The organism is Paenibacillus sp. FSL H3-0329, from assembly GCF_037963285.1.
Lineage (GTDB): Bacteria > Bacillota > Bacilli > Paenibacillales > Paenibacillaceae > Paenibacillus_AQ > Paenibacillus_AQ odorifer.
The window spans coordinates 5,488,367-5,509,052 of record NZ_CP150150.1 but is presented as its reverse complement, the minus strand read 5'-3'; the positions used below and the strand labels follow the sequence as shown (position 1 = coordinate 5,509,052).

Here is a 20,686-nt window from a genome sequence, read left to right as displayed (position 1 = left end):
GGGCAATCTCCGCGTTAAGCGCGGAGATTGCCCTTTTTTTGTGTTTTTTACATTCGGCTCGGTGTCGGTAACCCAAGCACTTCGAGCACATCTCCCAAGATGTCCTTGAATCTTGAAGTGAGCCAGAGGCGGAATTCGATCGTGGCTGAATCGCCTTTTAGAATTGGACATACAGAATAGAAGTTGTTGAACAGGGTAGCTAGGGTATGGGCGTAAGTGCAGAGCGTATTTGGCGTTAACTCTATACTTGCTGAATGTAATATCTCCGGCCAGAGGCTTAGCTGTCTTAGCAGCGCAAGCTCTGCTTTTTCCAACTTGGAAGGGAACTGAAGCTGTGCGGCAGCTGTAAGGATTGGGATCGTAGCTTTACTCAAAACGCTTGTCGCACGCGCAAAAGTATACATCAGATAAACTCCGGTATTGCCGGATATTTCGGTAGCCTGTTTGAAATCAAACACGATTTCCGTTCCTAAATTAAACCGTAGCAGATAGTAGCGAATCGCAGCAGTGGCAATCATTCGGCTGGAGAGGCCGTCTTTATCGGAACGTGAGTGTTCGATGTTCTGTTCCATGAGTTCCACCAGATCGCTTACCTTAATCCCGATTCCCTGTCGTCCGGACATAGCATAAGAAGATTTGCCTTCTGAAATATCTATACCCAGCTCGGCAGCCGAGGCGGGACTAAGAGATACAACACCATAACTCACATGATGGAGTTTGTCTGCTTGCTCGTTATAACCTAGTGCCCCTAAGGCTTGCTTAACCATCTGTTGTGGATATTCCTGTCTGTAATCAATCACATTGATGACTCTGTCCGCCTGCCCATAAGACTCTTGGGTTCCAGTTAATCCTGTTGTCCATAAACCGGACGAGAATTCGCTATAGGAGAAATCTTTGGTTAAAAGACCAAATTTCCAGAGATGATAGGCAATATCTTTGGCTGTATACGTTAAAATCCCATTCGAACGCACCAGCACCTTATCGAGATGATGCTCCTCTGAATCCGCTCCAATGTTAGCCTCTGTTCCTTGCTTCAGCACCCAGCAGCCTGCGAGTTTACCTTCAGTCTCTTGTACAAAAACGGCTGTCTGCTTCAGTAGCTCAGCTGCGGCTGCCCAAAATCCCTCTTTTAAAATACTGCTCTCCCATACCAGCAAATCATAATAAATCCCAAAATGTTTCATTTCCTCTACATGCTCTCTAACGATACGTTCAGCTACAAGGTTGCCCAGCCAGGCTTCATTGCCGCCACCTTGTTCAAGGGAGTGCAGTATATCTGTGCGCTTGTGTGTCATCTCAGGGTTCAGCGCATATTCTTTGTTCACTTTGGCATAAAGATCCCAGCAAAAATCACCGAAACGTTGATGTTCCCCTTCTAAAGGTATATTTAATAATCCAACAACTGTATCCGCCAGCTGATTGCCGAGATCATCAATGTAGTTATGGACCTCTACGTTATACCCAGTTCTTTTCATAATTCTGACTAGAGTATCGCCAATACAGGCGTTTCTTAGATGACCTACATGAGCGGCTTTGTTGGGGTTGATAGAAGTGTGCTCGATGATGACTTTTTCCCCAGTGCTGGCAGGCAGTTCAAAGGAATGTTCAGCCCAGCTTTGCCAATTCATATACAAATTGATAAATCCGGGAGCAGCGACTTCAACTTTTTGCAATAGACCGGCGAAACGCCCTTTGAATTGAAGTTCTGCTTTCACTAATTCTGCTATGACCATTGGGGATTTACGTAGAGTTTTGGCTAGCTGCATAGCGATATTACATGAATAATCACCATGTTCTAGATTTGCTGGCTGTTCGATCAGAATGGCAATGTCCTCTGGATAGTCAGCTCCTAAAGTATTGAATACACGGTGTACACTGTGCTCGATTCCGTCTTTGATGATTTGATTTAACATGGTATACCCTCCTTTGAAAATACAAAAAAGCCCTCGTCTCAAAAGAGACGAGGGCTTTAGCGCTCGCGGTACCACTCTCGTTGCTGAACAAGTTGTTCAGCCACCTTACGGGATAACGGCCTTCAGCCGGGACTTCCTACTAAGATTCAGAAGTCCATCTCACGGGTGCGCTTCATTAAAGAAATCTGTACCGGCTTACACTCTCCCGGCTCGCTGAGGACTAGATCTCGTTAACTACTCTCCCGCTCATCGATGCTTAATTAATTTTTACCAGTATACCCAATATTTCATAAAAAGCAATAGTGTTAGCTTCTTAACAATCTTGGTTGCTCTTTGTTATTAGATTATCAGTTTAGTAGATTATAAATTTGGAAAAAGAAGGCTGTCTTGTTATAGGACCAGCTGTTCCTTTGCACAACAGTCCACACGCTAACTCAAGCCAAGGAATATTACTATACGGAGCCACTAATCTTTCAAATTGTAGTGGAAGGGAGGAGTGAATAAAACATGGCTATTTTTTCTACTGGACCTATAGATAACAGCCCGATCCTAGGGGTCAGACCGTCGCAACTGGTAACCGTAAAAGTAGTTAATCGGGATTCTCTTAATCCTTATAATCTAGTTATTCAAGGTTTCCTTCTTAACGGATCAAGAACGATGTATGTGAATGAAACAGTAAATCTAGCACCTAATCAAGTTTTAACTAAGAACTATTTTGCCGACTTGGACGCATTTGAATTTGTATTTACAACAGTAGAAGCAGTTGAAGCAGAGGTTGGGATTTCAGTCTGGGGAAAACAGAACTCGGGGGCATTGGTAGATCCTCATCGCATAGTTGCGTGGGAGAAGCAGGCAGTATTAATTTAATAATTATTTTTGTGACACAGTTAACGTTAAAGGAGTGATGAGAAATTGAGTTATTTATCTACCGGACCGATAGACAATAGTATGGTAGGGGGTGTAAGACCTACTCAGCATGTTACTGTCAAAATTGATAACCGAAGTGACATTGATTCATCAATGGCTCTTGTTCAAGGATACTATATGGATGGGACAAGAACTTTATATGTAAGCGAGCTGATAAATGTAGCACCTAATGAAGTTATAACACGTGATTATTATGGCGATTTTGATGCGTTCGAATTTATTTTTACAACTACAAGTCTGGTAGATGATCCGATTCAAATCTCAGTATGGGGAAAAAATAGCGTTGGCCAGATTGTGACTGCCCATCGACTTGTACATGCAGAATTGCTTGGTGTAACGCAAGGGATAACTGGCGCGACCGGTGCGACTGGTGCAACAGGAGCGACCGGAGCCGATGGAGCAACGGGTGCTACCGGAGCAGGAGAGACTGGGGCGACAGGTGCAACAGGGGCAGATGGAGTGACTGGTGCAACCGGGGTGACTGGAGCGGATGGAGCCACTGGAGTGACTGGGGCAGGAGAGACTGGGGCAACAGGTGCCGATGGAGCTACAGGTGCAACTGGTGCAACCGGAGCGGATGGAGTAACTGGAGCGACCGGAGCAGGAGAGACAGGTGCAACAGGTGCAGATGGAGTGACTGGGGCGACTGGTGCAACGGGAGCAGACGGAGCAACGGGTGCTACAGGAGCAGGAGAGACAGGGGCAACAGGAGCCGATGGAGCTACAGGAGCAGACGGAGTAACTGGGGCGACTGGTGCAACGGGAGCAGACGGAGCAACCGGGGCGACCGGAGCAGGAGAGACTGGGGCAACAGGAGCAGATGGAGCTACAGGTGCAACAGGAGCAACGGGAGCAGACGGAGCAACGGGAGCGACTGGAGCAGGAGAGACAGGTGCAACAGGAGCAGATGGAGCTACAGGTGCAACAGGAGCAACGGGAGCCGATGGAGCAACGGGAGCGACCGGAGCAGGAGAGACAGGTGCAACAGGTGCAGATGGAGTGACTGGTGCAACGGGAGCCGACGGAGCAACCGGGGCGACCGGAGCAGGAGAGACTGGGGCAACAGGAGCAGATGGAGTGACTGGTGCGACTGGTGCAACGGGAGCAACTGGAGCAGGGGAGACTGGAGCGACTGGTGCAGACGGAGTAACTGGAGCAACTGGAGCGACTGGTGCAACAGGAGCGGATGGTGCAGAAGGAGTAACTGGAGCAACTGGGGCGACTGGTGCAGACGGAGTAACTGGTACAACGGGTGCAACCGGAGCGGATGGAGTAACGGGAGCAACAGGAGCAACGGGTGCAACCGGAGCAACAGGAGTAGCTGGTGTAACCGGAGCAACGGGTGAAGCTGGAGCGACTGGAGCAACGGGAGTAGCTGGGGCAACCGGAGCAACGGGTGAAGCTGGAGCGACTGGAGCAACGGGAGTAGCTGGAGCAACCGGAGCAACGGGTGAAACAGGAGCAACAGGAGCAACAGGAGCCACCGGAGCAACGGGTGAAGCTGGAGTGACCGGAGCAACGGGAGTAGCTGGAGCAACTGGAGCAACGGGAGTAGCTGGGGCGACAGGAGCGACAGGAGTAGCTGGTATAACCGGAGCAACGGGAGTAGCTGGGGCAACAGGAGCGACAGGAGTATCTGGTGTAACCGGAGCAACTGGGCTTACTGGTGCAACAGGTGTAACCGGAGTAACTGGAGCTACAGGTCCGAACATTCAACAAGAAGGTTTTTCTGCTTTTAAGCCCTCATTGGCAATTTCCACATCTACCCAATTAACTGGCTGGACTGTGACAACACCTTTTTATGATAGCCCGTCCTTCGACGAAGTTGGGGGAAATTATACTATTCCGACAACTGGTAGATATTCGATTGAAGCGACTATCAATTACTCCACAACTGCCTCACTCACTGTCAGTCTTGGTACTGGAATTAATCCGGCTTTCGTAGTTCAGAGAACTTCTCCTACTGCAACAAATCTGGTAAGTGGCTTGTTCCCAGTACTTGATGTGAATGTTGCACTTATATTAGATTTGAGAGCAATTTTGGGAAGTGGTACTGTGACGCTGGCTGGAGAATTTGCATTAACCGCAGGTGATGTGATTGGCTTGTTCTATGTGGCAAATGGTTTGACGGTTCCTTTGAATTTGGGTGGCGCGAACTCAGCAGGTATCGTCTGGTCTGTTCATGAATTAACTTAAGTTTATCTTCGAGTTCAGTATTTACAACAGGGGTAATTCGGTAGCCGTAAGTATGGCTTTCGGGTTATCCCCTGTTTTGTTGGCGATATGTTATAAGTTGACTAGAGCGATGCTTATTAGGTTCTTCTTCTATTAATCCATTACGGATTTTCAGATTGCTATAATGTATCAAATATGTGTAACAGTAGTTTTTAAATGGATGTCCACACCTTAATTCGAAATAAGAATAATACTATAAAGAGCCAAAAATTATGAACTAATTTTATAGGATCATAGATTATCAACCTAGAGTAGGTGGGAGGAATGATTATAGATAGAATCATATTTTATACAGAACTATTGAGGAGGATTTTGTTCGGTTGGTTTGATTTTCGCAATTCAAATAATAAGCGTATTTTAAAATTCATAAAAAATGAGGTGTTGAAAATTGAGTCAACTATCTACTGGTCCTATAGAAAATAATCTGGTAGGCGGTGTAAGACCTACTCAGCTTGTTACTCTTAAAATTGTCAATCAGAGTGATGATACTCCGTCAACGGTTCAAGTCGAAGGCTATTATATGAATGGGACAAGAACTTTATATGTAAGTGAACAGGTTAATTTAGCTCCTAATCAAGTGGTTAATAGGGATTATTATGCAAACTTTGATTCATTTGAATTTCTATTCACAACACCTATTACGATTGATGATCCCATTCAAATTTCAGTTTGGGGGAAGAGCAGCACAGGTCAATTAGTGACTGCTCATCGCCTTGTCTACTCTGAATTATATGGAGAATATATAGGAATTACAGGTGCTACTGGAGCTACTGGAGCTACAGGAAGCGTTGGTGCAACGGGAGCGACAGGAGGTACTGGCGTAACCGGAGCCACAGGTGCTGGAGCCACGGGAGCGACAGGAGCTGCTGGAGCAACGGGAGCCACAGGAGCGACAGGAACTGCTGGAGCCACAGGAGCAACAGGAACTGCTGGCGTAACTGGAGCAACAGGAACTGCGGGAGCCACAGGAGCAACAGGAACTGCTGGAGCCACAGGAGCAACAGGAACTGCTGGCGTAACTGGAGCAACAGGAACTGCTGGAGCCACAGGAGCAACAGGAACTGCTGGAGCCACAGGAGCAACAGGAACTGCTGGCGCAGGCGCAATCATTCCATATTCTTCTGGACTTCCAGTTGCTATGACCACTGTATTAGGGGGTCTTTTGAATACTTCAAGTGCAGTTGGTTTTGGTAGCAGTGCGACCAATATCAGTATTACAGGCGGTACTATAGATCTTACTGGAGCGGCTGGAACCTTGCTGAACTTTGCGTTCTCGGTTCCTAGAACAGGAACGCTTACGTCTATGGCAGCCTATTTCAGTGCGACATCTTCCGTTAGTTTGGTGGGTTCTACGGTAACAATCACGGCTCAATTATACAGATCTACTACACCTAACAATACCTTCACAGCAGTACCTGGGGCTTTAGTTACGTTAAGTCCTCCGCTTACAGGATTAATTGCTCTTGGAACTATTAGCAGTGGTAATACCACAGGCTTAAGCATTCCTGTAACTGTGGGAGAACGCTTGTTGTTGGTCTTCACTTCGACGGTCACGGCTGGCATTGACGTTGCAACTACTGTTGCTGGCTACGCTAGTGCAGGAGTTACAATTGCATAATCTGAAGAAAAGGGATATCCCGATAGTCATAGAGGCTGTGGGATATCCCTGATTTTTTCTCAAACATTGTTATTTAGATCATCAGAATCTCCCGGATGTCTTGCTCTGTGAGGGTAGACAAGCTTTCTTGACCTGGCTGGATGACCTCATCGATCAAGTTCTTTTTCTTCTGCTGCAGCTCATACATCTTGTCCTCTACGGTGCCTTGGGTGACGAGACGAATTACTTGTACTACATTTTTCTGTCCGATCCGGTGAGCCCGATCTGCTGCTTGCTGCTCGACGGCAGGGTTCCACCATAAATCGTAAAGGATTACAGTATCTGCCCCAGTTAAGTTGAGCCCGGTCCCGCCGGCCTTTAAGGAGATTAAGAAAATATCCCGCTCTCCTTCATTAAATTTATTACATAAATCTACTCGTTGAGAAACAGGCGTTTGACCATCTAAATAAAAGTATGGAATGCCCTGATATCCTAGTTCACGCCCAATCAGGCCCAGCATCTCTGTGAATTGTGAGAATACTAACATACGTTTACCCGAACTGCGACATTCTTCTATGATTTCGAGCAGCTGCTCGAATTTAGCAGAGCTTCCTTCATATCCATCGACAAAAAGAGCAGGGTGGCAGCACAACTGGCGCAGACGAGTTAGTCCCGCCAGAACTTTGATCCGATTATTATTGCCGAAACTATCTTGGGTCAAATGCTTAAGCGCCTCTTTTTTCAAACGGGCAAGATAAGCTACATATAACTTTTTTTGCTCCGGCAGCAGTTCACATGCTTGTACGGACTCAATTTTGTCCGGAAGTTCCTTTAACACATCACTCTTTAAGCGCCGCAGCAAAAAGGGACGCGCCCGCTTCGCAACCGTTTCTCTTGGTAAATCGTGAAAAGCTTTTTTGCCTGGAAATAACCCAGGGAACACGGTGCCGAAAATGGACCATAAATCTTCCAACGCATTCTCCACAGGAGTACCCGTAAGTGCAAAACGGTGCCGGGCTTGAAGCGCCATTACAGCTTGGGCTGTCTGTGTAGTATGGTTTTTTATAGTTTGTGCTTCATCGAGAATCAGGGTATGAAAAGACTTTTTGGCATACAACTGAACATCTCTGCGGAGCAACGGATAAGAGGTGATGATTACATCAGCTTTTGCTGTATTTTTTAAAATCCGCCCGCGCTCAATTAGACTACCGTCTGCAATGACAGCTTTGATCTCTGGCGTGAATTTTTTAAGCTCATTAAGCCAGTTATAAGTGAGAGACGCAGGAGCGACAATTAGGGCAGGCAGCCCATTCTGGCGGATCTCTGGAAGTTCTGACAGTAGAAAAGCGATACTTTGCAGCGTTTTGCCTAACCCCATATCATCCGCCAAAATACCACCAAAACGGTAATGGGCCAACGTCTTCAGCCACTGAAACCCATACTGTTGATAATCCCTTAGCACAGGAACCAGACTGTCAGGTATAGGGAAATCAAGATTCTCCGGATTCCGCATGTTCGCAAGTAACCTTTTAAAGGATCTGCCCAGCTTAATGGAGTCACTCTTAGCATCCGTGGAGGTCAAATGTAACCCACGAACAACGGGCAGAGAAAACTCCACCCCTTTGATCTCACCTTCACGGATGCCTACATCATTCATAAAGGTAATGATTTCTTGAAGCTCCTCGCTCTCCAGCGGTAGCAGGGCTCCATCAGGCAAGCGGTAGTATCTGCGTTTTTCCTGCAGGGATTTCAGAACCATAACAATCTCAGCTTCTGGAATCCCGCCCATATCGAATTTAAAATCAAGCCAGTCCGTCTTTTCATTCCAACTAATGCTCACCTTTGGGGGTGTAGTGCTCGTGAACAGTCTTGCTTTGACTGCGGAGGTCGCATAAACCGAAAGTAGCGGTTCCAGCAGCGGAATGGTATGGTACAAAAAATCGTATTCGCCCTCTTCGTCTGTCATAATAAATCCGCCTTCGGTTTTAGCGAAAGATTCGTGCTCCATCAGCTCCAGAATACGAGCTTCTCCCTCCCCGTCTCGCAAAAGAATCAAACTCGTCCCGCGAACATGGGCTTTTTCATCTAAAGGATTGATCACAATGTCACCATATTGGAATTCTAGTCCGGCGAGCAGCCGATCTCTCACACGATCCAGATAAAGCCTCGCGATAAGCCTATGTTGGACAATCCGATCCGCAATGGAGTCGGCGATATGGACGTTGCCCAGCTTTTTCAGACCAGGAATAACCTTGTCCATAAAAGACTCCATTTGCTCGGGGGCAATATCGATACCATTTCGGCGGGAGGAATCCAGCATTTTTTTCATTTCAGCAAGGCGTATACATTCTTGAGGGGATAGCTTCAGCAACTTACCTTCAGATAGTACAATCCCGTAATCTTCTAAGACCGAAATCTGCTCAAGTCCTTGAATATCCAGATGATATCCATCCTCTTCCGCCTGTTCAAACTCAAAGCTGAGTGGAGGCGCCTCATTAGACACGTAAATGCCTTCGTATAGCACCTCTTCTTGTTGCAAAAATACCGACGAGACCTCTGAAAGCGCAGGTTGAAGCGACTCCCAGAAAAAAGGAGGGACGGCCAGCAACCGATCTCCCCCAATACTCCCCCCATAAGGTGAGTAAGGAGTGACGTTATCGCGGTACATTTTTTCATTTAATACAATATCAATCAGCTTCTGTAGAACAACATTATCTTCCTTCCGGAAGCTGTAAATGGCAGGATCATAGATAAAATGTTTCGTGAACTCAAAGGATTCTCCGCGGTGTACACTTTCTAGAAATCCCCTTATTTTCTGAACAATATATAGACGTTTTGGACCGACTTTCATTTCTATACCCAGCATGGTGTGGCTGTAACTATAAGTGAACGGCTTGCATGTAAACTCTATATTTAGAGGAAGTCTGTTATCTACAAAAGCCCCCGTACCGCTAGGACGCGGTGTATGGTTGCTGAACATCCCCAGCAGGCTGCTTACGAGCTGTTGATCTCTGGACTTTCCCCCGTTGTCTTGCGCAGTATCAGTAAAAATACGTGGGGTTAGAATCTCAGTATCTTCTATAGAAGACAGGTGCGAAGCTCCGGTAAGCTCTGAACGATCTCGGCCAGTTTTAAGGGCGTCAACGTTGATCAGCACAGCCGCGATATGTTTACAGAATGGCCCCCCATGGGAGTAGGCTGGACAATTACACTCTGCCTGGACATCCCCATCAATATCAATGACCACCATAACTTCATAGTCGATCGCCCCCTGAACAATGGCTTCATATCGAGAGCGGGGCAAATCTGGAATGGAGACATTGTATTCTTCAACTTCAATTATATCGACACTTTCAGTTTGGTAATAAGCTAATCCTTTTTCAAAAATAGACTTGCCGCACAGCAGTTTGATAACCCGTTCTGATACACTAAAGCCCATAACATAATTCCTTTCTCATAACTTGATCTCGAAAAGTCCGAATTTAATATAGTACTTATGATAACAGAACGGGCGTGCGCATCAAATAGGGGGTGTTGCTTTACTTATTCCATGCATGATAAAAGCGATCGTCAGGTTGATTTCTTCCTCGTCATTCCAGTCCTTATCTGGCTGCAGCAGCAAGCGATTCATCAAATAACCTACGACAGACGAGAGTGTGAAGCGTATAAGTGTGGGTGTAGGCACCTCGATGATTTCACCCTTTTCTTTAAAATGTTCAACAATATCAATCACGCGCTCCAGTATTTTGCTAAGAATATTCTCTACAAACTGAGCTCTAACTGTTGGCTGAAAAGGAATCTCCTGAATAAGAATCTTAAGAATTTTAAAATTCTTGCGGGCGAAATCCAGCCGATTGATCATAAATGCCCTCAGGAACTCTTCGAAGCTGTCGTAGGGCATATCGAGCACGCCGTTGAAATTCCGCAGCACAAAAGGCGCAAGCATGCGACTCATGGTAGGACCTACTATGGCAAGCAGCAGATCATTTTTAGTCTTGTAATAGCGAAAAATCGTTCCCTCCGCCACGCCCGCTTTCTGAGAAATTTCACTCGTTGAAGTCGCAGAGTATCCTTTTTCGGAAAATACCTCAATCGCCGCTTGTAGAATAGAAATCTGCTTCGGTGTCAGTTTCTCGTCTTTGCCAAGGGTCAGCAGCTCTTCTATCCACTGCTCTTCTATATTTTGTTCCGTAGAAACTTGCTCTTTCATTACAATAACCCTCCATGCTTGATTCATTTTGTTTCAATGATAATAGCTTTTGTGAAATTACATTTTGCGATGTTTGCGCAGTGCCAATACATTCAGCAGCATAAATAGCAGCGAAAATCCTATTAGTACATAGACATCCAGTGCAATTGCGCTCCATCCTTTGCCACGGACCATAATGTCCATCAGAGCTTCTGATCCGTAATAGATCGGTGTAGCGAGGCCAACGCGCTGGAGCCACAGTGGAAGGGTATCGAGCGGGAATAATCCACTGAGGAAGATTTGTGGCACTATAATGAGCGGAATGAACTGAATCATCTGCAACTCATTGGCTGCAAAAGCCGACAGCAGTGTGCCCAACGTCAGCGCTGTCATCGATAGGAGTAATGTGATCAGCAATACGTAACCAAAGCTGCCTGTCATCATAATGCCAAGAATCTGTATGGAATACCATGAGATCAATAGCGCCTGAAAAACGGTAAATATGCCGAAACCACATACATACCCGAGCACAATCTCCCATCTTTTTAATGGAGTCGAAAGTAGGCGTTCAAGAGTGCCTGTGGTTCGTTCCCTTAAGAAGGATACACCTGCAATCAAGAATACGAAAAAGAAAACAAATACGCCAATCATAATGGGACCGAAACGGTCGATCGTCTTCATATTCTCAGAACCGTAAAGATAGCTGATCTGCGGCTGTAATTGTTCCTTTGTGCTTGGAAGAAGCTTCTGGGAGATTTGTTGCAGCGTCATGATTACTGCCTTGTTGGCTGTAGGGTTGCTACCTTCTAGCAGCACTTGAGGCGTAACTTGCGAATCTCCGGCGGTTCCGTTCAAAGTGATCAAAGCGTCAATTTTTCCTTCTACTAAAGCGCCTTTTCCCAGCTCTGCGATGGCATATTCTTTGATGGTGGCATTTTGTTCTTTTAACGCAGCTGACATATTTAGAGGTACACCGGACACACCGATTTTTAGTTCATAGGCGTCACCATTGAAGACCAAGCTCATTAAGCTTAGAACGAGGAGTGGTGCAATGAACATTAATGCCATCGTTCTTTTGTCATGAATAAATTGCCGCAAAATCCTTAAGGTGATCGCTCGGATTCTCATGAACGCACACCTCCATAATATAAAAAGGCTTCTTCAATAGAAGCTGAACCGGTGGCTTGCAGTAGTCCGGCAGGCGTGTCGGCGGCAAGTAGCTTGCCATCACGGATCATTCCGAGCCGGTCACATTTTTCAGCCTCATCCATGACATGCGTGGTCAGCACAATAGTGGTGCCTTTCTGGTTCAGCGCTTTTAGTTCCTTCCAGATGGATAGCCGCAGCACCGGATCTATGCCAACTGTAGGCTCATCAAGAATAAGCAACGGCGGTTCATGCAGCAGCGCGATCGCCAATGATAAGCGGCGTTTCATCCCGCCGGAGTATTGGTCTACTCTTTTTCGCAAATGATCTTGTAAATTAACGATCTCCATTACGGCTGTGATGCGTTTGGAGCGTTGCTCCCCCTTTAGTCCATATAGCGCTGCAAAAAACTCCAGATTCTCCTTCGCGCTAAGCTCCGTGTATAAGGCATCAGACTGGGCCATATATCCAATCTGTTGCAGCATAGTCAGCTTAGGCATCGTAACGCCAAGTATCTTCACCTCGCCGGAGGTTACCTCATGGATACCTGTAAGCAGCTTCACTAATGTTGTTTTTCCTGAGCCGGATGGCCCTAGTATGCCAAAGGTTTCCGCACGTTCCACTTGAAGCGAAATATCCTCGAGCACCTGTTTCTCTCCAAACGCTTTCCCGACATGGCTCACTGAAATAACTGGAACCTCTGAACCCATGTTTATCTCCTCGATTCTGAATGTTCTGGGATACTTGCTTGAGTTGAAGATGTTGCTGATAAGGTGGTGGTGATGGTGATGGTGATGGTGATGGTGATGGTGATGGTGATGAAGGTGTAGAAGGTGTAGAAGGTGTTGAGATATTCCTGAATTATACTGCTCTGTACACTCTGATTAGATAATGAGTGAGTACTCACTCATTATCTTGCGTCAAAAGTTAGGAATTGTAAACCATATATTTTATACAAATGTATCCCACAGTATTAGCTTAATCCCAATTGAGGTTTGTTAATTCAACTTGTCCTTTTACTATGTATATAGAGATGATTTGAATGAAAGGCAAAAGTGCCACTAAAAAGCGTCAGTCCGCCTAAACTAGGTAATAGAAAGGCATAAATGCCCTTAAATGGCGTCGATCCACTTAAATCAGCTAAAAGAAAGGCATAAATGCCTCAAAATAACACGGGTTTACCTAAACCAGACAAAAGAAGGGCATAAATGCCACTAAATAAGGATGGTCTAAATAAATCAAGCAAAAGAACGGTATAAATCCCGTACAGTGAGCTCAATTTCGCTAAGGTATAAATCCCGTACAATGAGCTCAATCCCGATGAAGTTAGCAAAAGAAAGGTATAAATCCCGTACAATGAGCTCAACCCCGCTAAAGTTAGCAAAAGAACGGTATAAATCCCGTACAATGAGCTCAATCCCGCTAAAGTTAGTAAAAGAACGGTATAAATCCCGTACAATGAGCTCAATCTCGCTAAAATGAGTAAAAGAACGGTATAAATCCCGCACAATGAGCTCAATCCGACTGAAGTCAGTTAAAGAACGGTATAAATCCCGTACAATGAGCCCAATCCCGCTAAAGTTAGCAAAAGAACGGTATAAATCCCGCACAATGAGCCCAATCCTACTGAAGTTAGCAAAAGAACGGTATAAATCCCGCACAATGTACCCAATCTAGCAAAAGATAGCAAAAGAGCGGTATAAATCCCGTACGATGAGCTCAATCCCGCTAAAATCAGCAAAAGAACGGTATAAATCCCGTACAATCAGCCGAATCTCCTACGATGATCCTTACGCAGAATGCGCCACAACAGACCAGTTAGTTTTTAAATTGTAAGCAGCAGCCACATAACAAGCTTCCCCCACGCACCCAAGCGACCTCCGCAATATACTCCACGTGGCCCAGCGACCTCCTCAATAAGCTTCCCCCACACTCCAAGCGAACTCCGCAATATACTCCACCCGCCCACCTCAGCAACAAGTTCCCTCCACGCGCCTGCAATATCAAATTTGTCCCTACGTCACCCCAAGATCCCAAACAATTCTCCAACTAAATAAGGCAGCCACACCGAGCACCTTTTTACGAAAAGAGGCTGTTTTTGCTGCTTAGTTCATTTGGTTACCTGGTTTTTTAAAAAAAGAATACTAGTTAATATTTCCATTACATTCCTCTGCAACAGAATTGACAATTGTAGACGAAAATGACATTAGCAGTTACCTATACGAAAAGGGTGAATCTAATTGAAAAACAGTAAATGGATTAGCGCAACGTTGGCTTCAGCACTTCTTGCAACAGTAGGCGTTGGAAGTGTATCTGCAGCTAGCACCGGCAGTAATGTAAAATCTGTAGCTACCAATCAAGTCGCTGCTGCAACAGCAGTTAAAGAAGGTACAACTACTTGGAATGTAAACGGAACGCCGATTGTGTTTAACACCATTAACAGCAGTGGTTACAAGCTTTACTCGCTGACTCAGGTAGCTGGAGAAATTGGGGCTAAGGTAGTACTGGGAACAAGCGGGTTTGAACTTAATGACAGCAAAGGACTACATAATGTTCAACTCAAAACAGGCTCAAAGAGCTATCAAGTAGATGGTAATTCCGAATCGTTCACAGTTGCTCCAGTATTTTATAACGGTAAAACCTATGTAGAGCTTACTAAGTTAGTTACTGCATTAGGTGGAGAGCTGGACGCTGATGCTAGCACGATTTTGAGCTTTGCACGTCCTGAAGGTTTGTTTGATACTTTGCACTGGACGGCAGCTGGCAACCTGATTGCGAACAAAAGTGATGCTGAAACTACTCAGCTTATCAAATTCAGTACAGAACCAGGTAACTATGAAGTGTTTTCGTCAAATGACAGTGCAGTAGACTTTGCAGTATCGCCGGATCAACAGTGGGGAGCTTTTAATGATGAGAAAGGTTTGCTGAATCTGATTAATTTGTCTAGCGGAGCTGTTAAAACACTAGGCACCGACAATAGTGTGAAGACAGATCTGGTTTGGTCCAAAGATGGGAAAAGCATTTATTTCATCCAAGGAGACAAGCAAGAAAAAATCGCTAAAATCTCAGTAGAGACTGGTGATGTTAAATCCGTATTGGCTGACAAGGTTGAGAATAAATCCGAACTGCGTATTTCTGCTGACGAAAAAAGCGCCGTTTATATCGTTAATTTGACGGGTGTTGCTAAAAATGATGCAGACAGCACAGAAGATTCTCTTACGGTTGACTTTAGCTCGGCAGGAGAGCAGCTTTACAAGCTTGATTTGGCTACAAAAGATGCTAAACCAGCTGCACTAACAACTACAGCAGATAACAAGCTTTACCCAGAGATTTTGGCTGATGGAAATGTGGCATACCTGAGCGCAGATGCAGACGGCAATGCGAAGAATACCCTGAAGCTTGTAAAAGCGGACGCAACCAGCACTAATATTGCACTTGATATCGAAGTGAATTGGTCCACTGGCGTAAGCAATGGTTTGGTAGTGGCAGGTACTACGGCAGACGGAAGCACAGTGATCTATTCTATCGATGGTAGTGGTGCAAAGACCGAACTGTTCCGTACGGCTGAAGATGTATCTGAAGTATCTGTATCTAAAGACGGAAGCAAGCTTGCGATTGTGAGCGGCGACAGCGTATGGGTTATCCAAGGCGGTAAAGGGCTGCAACTGACTAAATAATTATTATTTCAAACATATTTTAACGGCCTAGAGCCGAGAGGAGAAAATAGTACAATGAAAATCTTCAAGAAATTAACAGTAACGGCTTTAACAGCCGTAATCGCGGTAACCGCATCTTTTGCAGGGATTGCAGCAGCAGCAGATTCACTTAGTGGCAAAATCACCGTTAACGGTTCGACCGCACTTCTTCCATTGACGTTGCAAGCGGCAAAAGAATTCCAAAAGCTGCATCCTAAAGTGAAAATCGCAGCATCTGGTAAAGGCTCTGTAACTGGACCACAAGCTGTAAAAAAAGGCATCGCTGATATCGGCGCTTGCGACTGGGATGCTAGCATCGACGTACCAGGTTTCAAAGCTTTTGACGGACAGGTAGCGAACAAAGTGGCTGTCATTCCTTTTGCCACGATCGTGAACAAAAATGTGGGTGTAGATAACCTTACAACAGAACAGCTTAAAGGTATTTTCGCTGGTAAAATCACCAACTGGAAAGAAGTAGGCGGCGCAGATGCAGATATCGTTGTCATCACTCGCTCATTCGGTTCTGGTACCCGCGTTAACTATCAGGCTAAAGCTTTGGATGGCGGAGATATCGTTAAAAAAGCTAAGAACTACAAAGAAACAGGTTCATCCGGCGACATGAAAACAGCAGTAGGAACTACTCCTAACTCCATCGGTTATATCGACCTTGTTTATGTAAGTGGCGACGTAAAAGCAGTGAAACACAACGGTATCGCAGCTACTACAGACAACGTAATTAACGGTTCTTATAAGATTTGGGCTTATGGTTACTACATGACTAAAGGCCAGCCTACTGGCGCAACTAAAGAATTTATCGAATACGTACAAAGCAAAAAGTTCCAACAAGGTTCTCTGAAAAAGCTTAAATTCATTCCGATCGCAGCAATGAAGGGTTAATAACATCTGAAGATCATATTGAATGGTAACAGCGGCCAGCCCCGATTTTGATACGGGGTTGGCCGCTTACAGGAGGGAAAGTATGGGGGCACCAGTCCACAACCTGGCAACTAAGGTTAAGGAGGGCGTTACAGAAGTTAGCGCCAACTCCAAACGTCACAGTAGACATATGTTTAGCAACCGATTATTCCGCTTTTATTTCTTATTCAGCATTCTTGCACTTTGTTTCGTGCTTGGACTTGTAATCCTATTTATCGGCAAAACGGCGCTGCTTCTGTTTGGTCATCTCTCGCCTGCGGACTTTTTCTTTTCGTTTAACTGGACGCCTGAAGAGGACTCCTTTGGGGCTGCTGCCTTCATTGTAAATACACTTTCACTGACAGCTTTGACCCTGCTGATCGCAGTTCCTATTTCGGTAGGCATGGCCGTTCTCTGTGCGGAGATTGCTCCGAAGTGGATGAAGACCTTCATTCGCCCGGTGCTCGATTTGCTCGTTGGTATTCCTTCTATAGTATATGGTTATTTAGGCTTAACGGTATTACTTCCTTTCCTGCGTAGAGTTAGTGGGGAGAGCTTGGGTGATGGTTTGCTGGCTGCGGCCCTCGTACTCGCATTAATGGTCCTGCCAACGATTTGCCGAATCAGTGATGATGCTATTGTCGCTGTTCCACGCAAATATCGGGATGCTGCGTACGCTCTTGGATCTACCCGTCTGCAAGTCATTATGCGTGTTGTTTTGCCTGCGGCTAGCAGAGGGATTATCTCTGCAGTCATCCTCGGGATGACTCGTGCTGTGGGGGAGACAATGGCTGTAGTTATGGTTATCGGAAACACACCACAGTTGGCGAAAACCTTATTTACACCTGCTTCGGTCTTGACTAGTAACATCGTTATGCAAATCTCGAATGTAGAGTTTGAGTCAACCTGGAATTATGCCCTACATATGATGGCCTTTCTTCTGCTGGTGATTTCCTTTGTACTGATTCTGATCATCCGCGTGCTGGGTAGAAAAAGGAGGGATGCAGCGTGAACGGATTCGCAAGTACAAAGCATACAGCGCGTGCTCAGAGACGCAATAAGCTCGCGACTATTGGGTTTTATACGCTTGGGGCTTTAGTCATGCTGCTAATCTTCTGGCTGCTCTTCACGATTCTTAGTAAAGGTCTGCCAGCGCTGCGGCCTGATTTCCTGATCAAACAGCCTGAAGAGATTGACGTTGGTGGCGGGATCGGTCCTGTACTTTTCAACTCTTTTTATATTTTGTTCATCTCGCTGCTTATTTCCGTCCCTATCGGTTTAGGAGCGGGGATTTATATGGCGGAATACGCTCCGGATAATGCTTTTACAGGCGGACTGCGTATATGTGTAGAGGCGCTCTCTTCGGTTCCCTCGATTGTATTCGGTATGCTTGGTCTTGCGATATTTGCTGAATATTTTGGGATCGGTCTGACGATTCTTGGCGGTGGGGTAAGCTTGGCGCTTTTGAATCTGCCTATGCTTGCACGTGTGACGGAGGAAGCGGTCCGTGCTGTTCCTGGGGAGATGCGCGAAGCTGGATATGCACTGGGCATGACTAAATTCCACGTGATCCGCACAGTTGTCCTACCCGTTGCAATGTCTGCCATTGTTACTGGGATTTGTCTCGTTGCTGGACGCGCCTTCGGGGAGTCTGCGGTTATTATCCTTACCGCTGGTCTCAGTACCTCGGGCGAAATGTGGGACTTTAATCTGTTCTCGCCGGGAGAAACCCTGGCCGTACACCTTTGGTATGTACAATCTGAGGCAATTGTAGAAGATGCGCGGCAAATCGCTGACAAATCAGCGGCAGTACTAGTATTTGTAGTTTTGTTTATTAACTTTGCTTTCCGTTTTCCGCTCTGGCTTGGAAATCGCCGCAAAGGGCGCTGATTCGCTTATAAAGGAAGAACATGCATAAAAAACTGTCTCTCGGCGGAAGAAAACGCCGTGAACAGTTTTTTTATTCTCGATTAAATAAGCAGGATAGTCTCATCCTTCGATAATATTGCTAATGCGCGTGTCTTTTGAGTAATTAGATTGGCCACGCTTATAGAGAGCTAAAAATGTTCCCATATTTAAAAATCAGAAATGGGAATGTGAATATTAATATTCGATGAGTAGTGAGTAGTGAGTAATGAGTAATGAGTAATGAGTAATGAGTAATGAGTAATGATTGGTGGATGGTGAGTAATAAGTGATGAGTAGTGGTGATAAGAGTGGTTTTTAATTGCACTTTATGCACTTATTTTTGATGGTGATAGGTTTGTTTGGGTTTAATTGTACTTTGTGCAGTTAAAAATGGTGAAAAGACCATTCTAGGCGTAAATCTGAGAATATAAGTGTATGAAATGCAATTAAAGCGATTTTTGGAGGTAAAAGGGTACTTTTAGTTGCAGAAAATGCAATTAGATAGCATGTAGCTGCGTTTCTCCGGAAAAGCAGCCGTAATGTTCTAATGCGGCGGGTATGATGTGGTACTGACTCATAGAAACTGATCATCGATTGCTAAGCTTCACAGAACCCTGAGCCCCAATGAGTTCTAAGTGTGACCAAGTCCGAGCGAGCATCAAAAGTTAAGCTCCATCGACTCATAGCCCGACGAGGCCCAGGTTTTCACCAAATTCTAAGTTTCGAATGCTAAGCTTTATCGGACCCTGAGCTCCGACGAGGCTAAGTTTTCATCAGGTTCTGAGCTTCGAATCCAAGCTCCATTAATCTCTGAAACTCAACTAATCCAGAGCAGCGAATCTTTAAGCTCAGTCGTTCAGTCGACTATTCGTCCCAGTGACTCCCTGAGCTCCACCCAACCCCTCCCCTGAACACAGAAACAGCCTTCCCGAAGGAAGGCTGTTTCTATATGACGTCCCGGAAGGGATTCGAACCCCCGACCGTGCGCTTAGAAGGCGCATGCTCTATCCAGCTGAGCTACCGGGACATGGTTGCTGGCAGAAAAGCAAGCAGGAATTATCATATCATATGGGGTGTTTTTTTTCAAGCTGTTTTTTAAAAAGAGTACGGGGTATGCTATAATCTACAATTATTAAGTTTCGGAAGAAGCTTAAGGTATTAATAACTTTTATAATGGTTAGGATTCCATTCACATAAGTAGACATAAGGAGGTGCCCTCATTAAACATTCGGATTCCCCCGCCACCAAAGAGAATATCGTCCTTTTCCCCAAGACACTGGACTATTATCAAATCCAGCTGACGGTGATGCTGGAAAGTGAACGCTACGGGGAAGCGATGGAGCTGCTTCGTTTTTTGCTGCAGTGTCAAGGACAGGAAGAGCGAAATTACGAGGAATGGCGGTCCCTGCTGGAATGGCTCGAAACGGCATTTCCTTACGCGTCCCAGAATGGAGATGCGGAGGGAGCTGTTCACCCCGAAGACGAAGATTTAAGGGAAGAGGATATGGCCCGCTTTTTGGCCAAATCCAAAATGAACGAGGATGCGGGGTATCCCAAAAAGCTGCTGCAGCGGGTGATGAATGAACCTCTGTCTGAGGCGACAATACTTGCACTAGAGCAGCTATCCTATCTGGAAGGTGGCGGCGTTGACGAGGAGCTGACCACTTGGTTGCAGGGGGATAATGTTCATCCACTGCTGCAATTTCGGACCTTGCAGACGCTTAAGCGGCGTGGGATGCAGGGAACAGTGAAGCTGATTCGCGGACATGAAACGGTACTCGTAGAGATCGAGAGCGTGCCACTGCAGACGGAGGATTTTCCTCCGGAGGTGAGTCATGTGCTGGAGCGGGTAGCCGAGCAGGCTGAGGTGCATGAGCCTACGCTGTATTATTTTGCACAAGAGCTCTGGGGTCAGTTCATCATGTCGATTTATGGGTCGGACGAATATCGGAAATTGCTGGAAGGCGAAGACGTTTTGCTGGATATTTGGGCAGGAGCTTTGCACCAATTTGTTTCTGAAAGTTTAAACGGCTCCCGACAAGAGGAAGAGACACGTGGAATGTATGGCATCACAGACGGCATGCGCTTTCAATTTGAGGGAGCTTATCGTGCTCTCAAGGGTTTTGTAAAGACTTCTCTACTTGATAAATAAAGTAATGTT

At 45.8% G+C, this 20,686-nt stretch carries 14 protein-coding genes, 1 tRNA gene and 1 other annotated feature; of the genes, 8 read left to right on the top strand and 7 right to left on the bottom strand.

The window, feature by feature from the left end; genetic code table 11:
* Window positions 1–47: 47 nt before the first annotated feature.
* Window positions 48–1,913, bottom strand: coding sequence for an arginine--tRNA ligase (gene argS / locus NSQ66_RS24380; protein ID WP_076142391.1), 1,866 nt, complete (start codon window positions 1,911–1,913; stop codon window positions 48–50).
* A gap of 40 nt (window positions 1,914–1,953) precedes the next feature.
* Window positions 1,954–2,172: a binding site (T-box leader), on the bottom strand.
* Between the two features lie 248 nt (window positions 2,173–2,420).
* Between argS and NSQ66_RS24375 the strand changes: the two genes are divergently transcribed.
* The 3 genes from NSQ66_RS24375 to NSQ66_RS24365 all read left to right on the top strand — a co-directional run bounded on the left by NSQ66_RS24375 (window position 2,421) and on the right by NSQ66_RS24365 (window position 6,693).
* Window positions 2,421–2,780 carry a hypothetical protein gene (locus NSQ66_RS24375; RefSeq protein WP_036687001.1) on the top strand — a complete coding sequence of 120 codons (360 nt, stop codon included), beginning with the start codon at window positions 2,421–2,423 and terminating at the stop codon, window positions 2,778–2,780.
* Window positions 2,781–2,825: 45 nt separating this feature from the next.
* Complete coding sequence (locus tag NSQ66_RS24370) at window positions 2,826–5,036, top strand: collagen-like protein (RefSeq protein WP_339279441.1); 2,211 nt, start codon at window positions 2,826–2,828, stop codon at window positions 5,034–5,036.
* Between the two features lie 427 nt (window positions 5,037–5,463).
* Window positions 5,464–6,693, top strand: a complete 1,230-nt coding sequence (locus NSQ66_RS24365) for an exosporium glycoprotein BclB-related protein (protein ID WP_141118624.1) — start codon at window positions 5,464–5,466, stop codon at window positions 6,691–6,693.
* Between the two features lie 73 nt (window positions 6,694–6,766).
* On the opposite strand, the gene NSQ66_RS24360 is transcribed toward NSQ66_RS24365, so the two are convergent.
* The 5 genes from NSQ66_RS24360 to NSQ66_RS24340 form a co-directional block, all read right to left on the bottom strand.
* Window positions 6,767–10,111, bottom strand: coding sequence for a DEAD/DEAH box helicase (locus tag NSQ66_RS24360; protein WP_076142517.1), 3,345 nt, complete (start codon window positions 10,109–10,111; stop codon window positions 6,767–6,769).
* A gap of 81 nt (window positions 10,112–10,192) precedes the next feature.
* On the bottom strand, window positions 10,193–10,882 hold the full coding sequence (locus NSQ66_RS24355; protein WP_038573072.1) for a TetR/AcrR family transcriptional regulator: 690 nt from the start codon (window positions 10,880–10,882) through the stop codon (window positions 10,193–10,195).
* A 57-nt stretch (window positions 10,883–10,939) separates the two neighbouring features.
* The gene (locus tag NSQ66_RS24350; protein WP_076142519.1) at window positions 10,940–11,989 is read right to left on the bottom strand and encodes an ABC transporter permease; all 1,050 of its coding nucleotides are present in this window, start codon (window positions 11,987–11,989) and stop codon (window positions 10,940–10,942) included.
* Complete coding sequence (locus NSQ66_RS24345; RefSeq protein WP_076106008.1) at window positions 11,986–12,717, bottom strand: ABC transporter ATP-binding protein; 732 nt, start codon at window positions 12,715–12,717, stop codon at window positions 11,986–11,988. The genes NSQ66_RS24350 and NSQ66_RS24345 overlap by 4 nt, the downstream gene beginning before the upstream one ends.
* A gap of 528 nt (window positions 12,718–13,245) precedes the next feature.
* Window positions 13,246–13,668 carry a hypothetical protein gene (locus NSQ66_RS24340; RefSeq protein WP_212592232.1) on the bottom strand — a complete coding sequence of 141 codons (423 nt, stop codon included), beginning with the start codon at window positions 13,666–13,668 and terminating at the stop codon, window positions 13,246–13,248.
* A 579-nt stretch (window positions 13,669–14,247) separates the two neighbouring features.
* Here NSQ66_RS24340 and NSQ66_RS24335 point away from each other — a divergent pair.
* The 4 genes from NSQ66_RS24335 to pstA all read left to right on the top strand — a co-directional run bounded on the left by NSQ66_RS24335 (window position 14,248) and on the right by pstA (window position 18,507).
* Window positions 14,248–15,684 (top strand): stalk domain-containing protein, encoded by a 1,437-nt coding sequence (locus NSQ66_RS24335; protein ID WP_038573066.1) that lies wholly within the window; start codon window positions 14,248–14,250, stop codon window positions 15,682–15,684.
* Between the two features lie 54 nt (window positions 15,685–15,738).
* Window positions 15,739–16,599 carry a phosphate ABC transporter substrate-binding protein gene (locus NSQ66_RS24330; protein WP_038573065.1) on the top strand — a complete coding sequence of 287 codons (861 nt, stop codon included), beginning with the start codon at window positions 15,739–15,741 and terminating at the stop codon, window positions 16,597–16,599.
* Window positions 16,600–16,681: 82 nt separating this feature from the next.
* The gene (pstC, locus tag NSQ66_RS24325; RefSeq protein WP_036685038.1) at window positions 16,682–17,629 is read left to right on the top strand and encodes a phosphate ABC transporter permease subunit PstC; all 948 of its coding nucleotides are present in this window, start codon (window positions 16,682–16,684) and stop codon (window positions 17,627–17,629) included.
* Entirely contained in the window at window positions 17,626–18,507 is an 882-nt protein-coding gene (gene pstA / locus NSQ66_RS24320) for a phosphate ABC transporter permease PstA (protein WP_036685040.1), read from the top strand. Before pstC ends, pstA begins: the two co-directional genes overlap by 4 nt.
* 971 nt (window positions 18,508–19,478) lie before the next feature.
* Here pstA and NSQ66_RS24315 read toward each other — a convergent pair.
* Window positions 19,479–19,552, bottom strand: a tRNA-Arg gene (locus tag NSQ66_RS24315).
* A gap of 279 nt (window positions 19,553–19,831) precedes the next feature.
* Here NSQ66_RS24315 and NSQ66_RS24310 point away from each other — a divergent pair.
* Entirely contained in the window at window positions 19,832–20,677 is an 846-nt protein-coding gene (locus NSQ66_RS24310) for a hypothetical protein (RefSeq protein WP_038573064.1), read from the top strand.
* Window positions 20,678–20,686 lie beyond the last annotated feature (9 nt).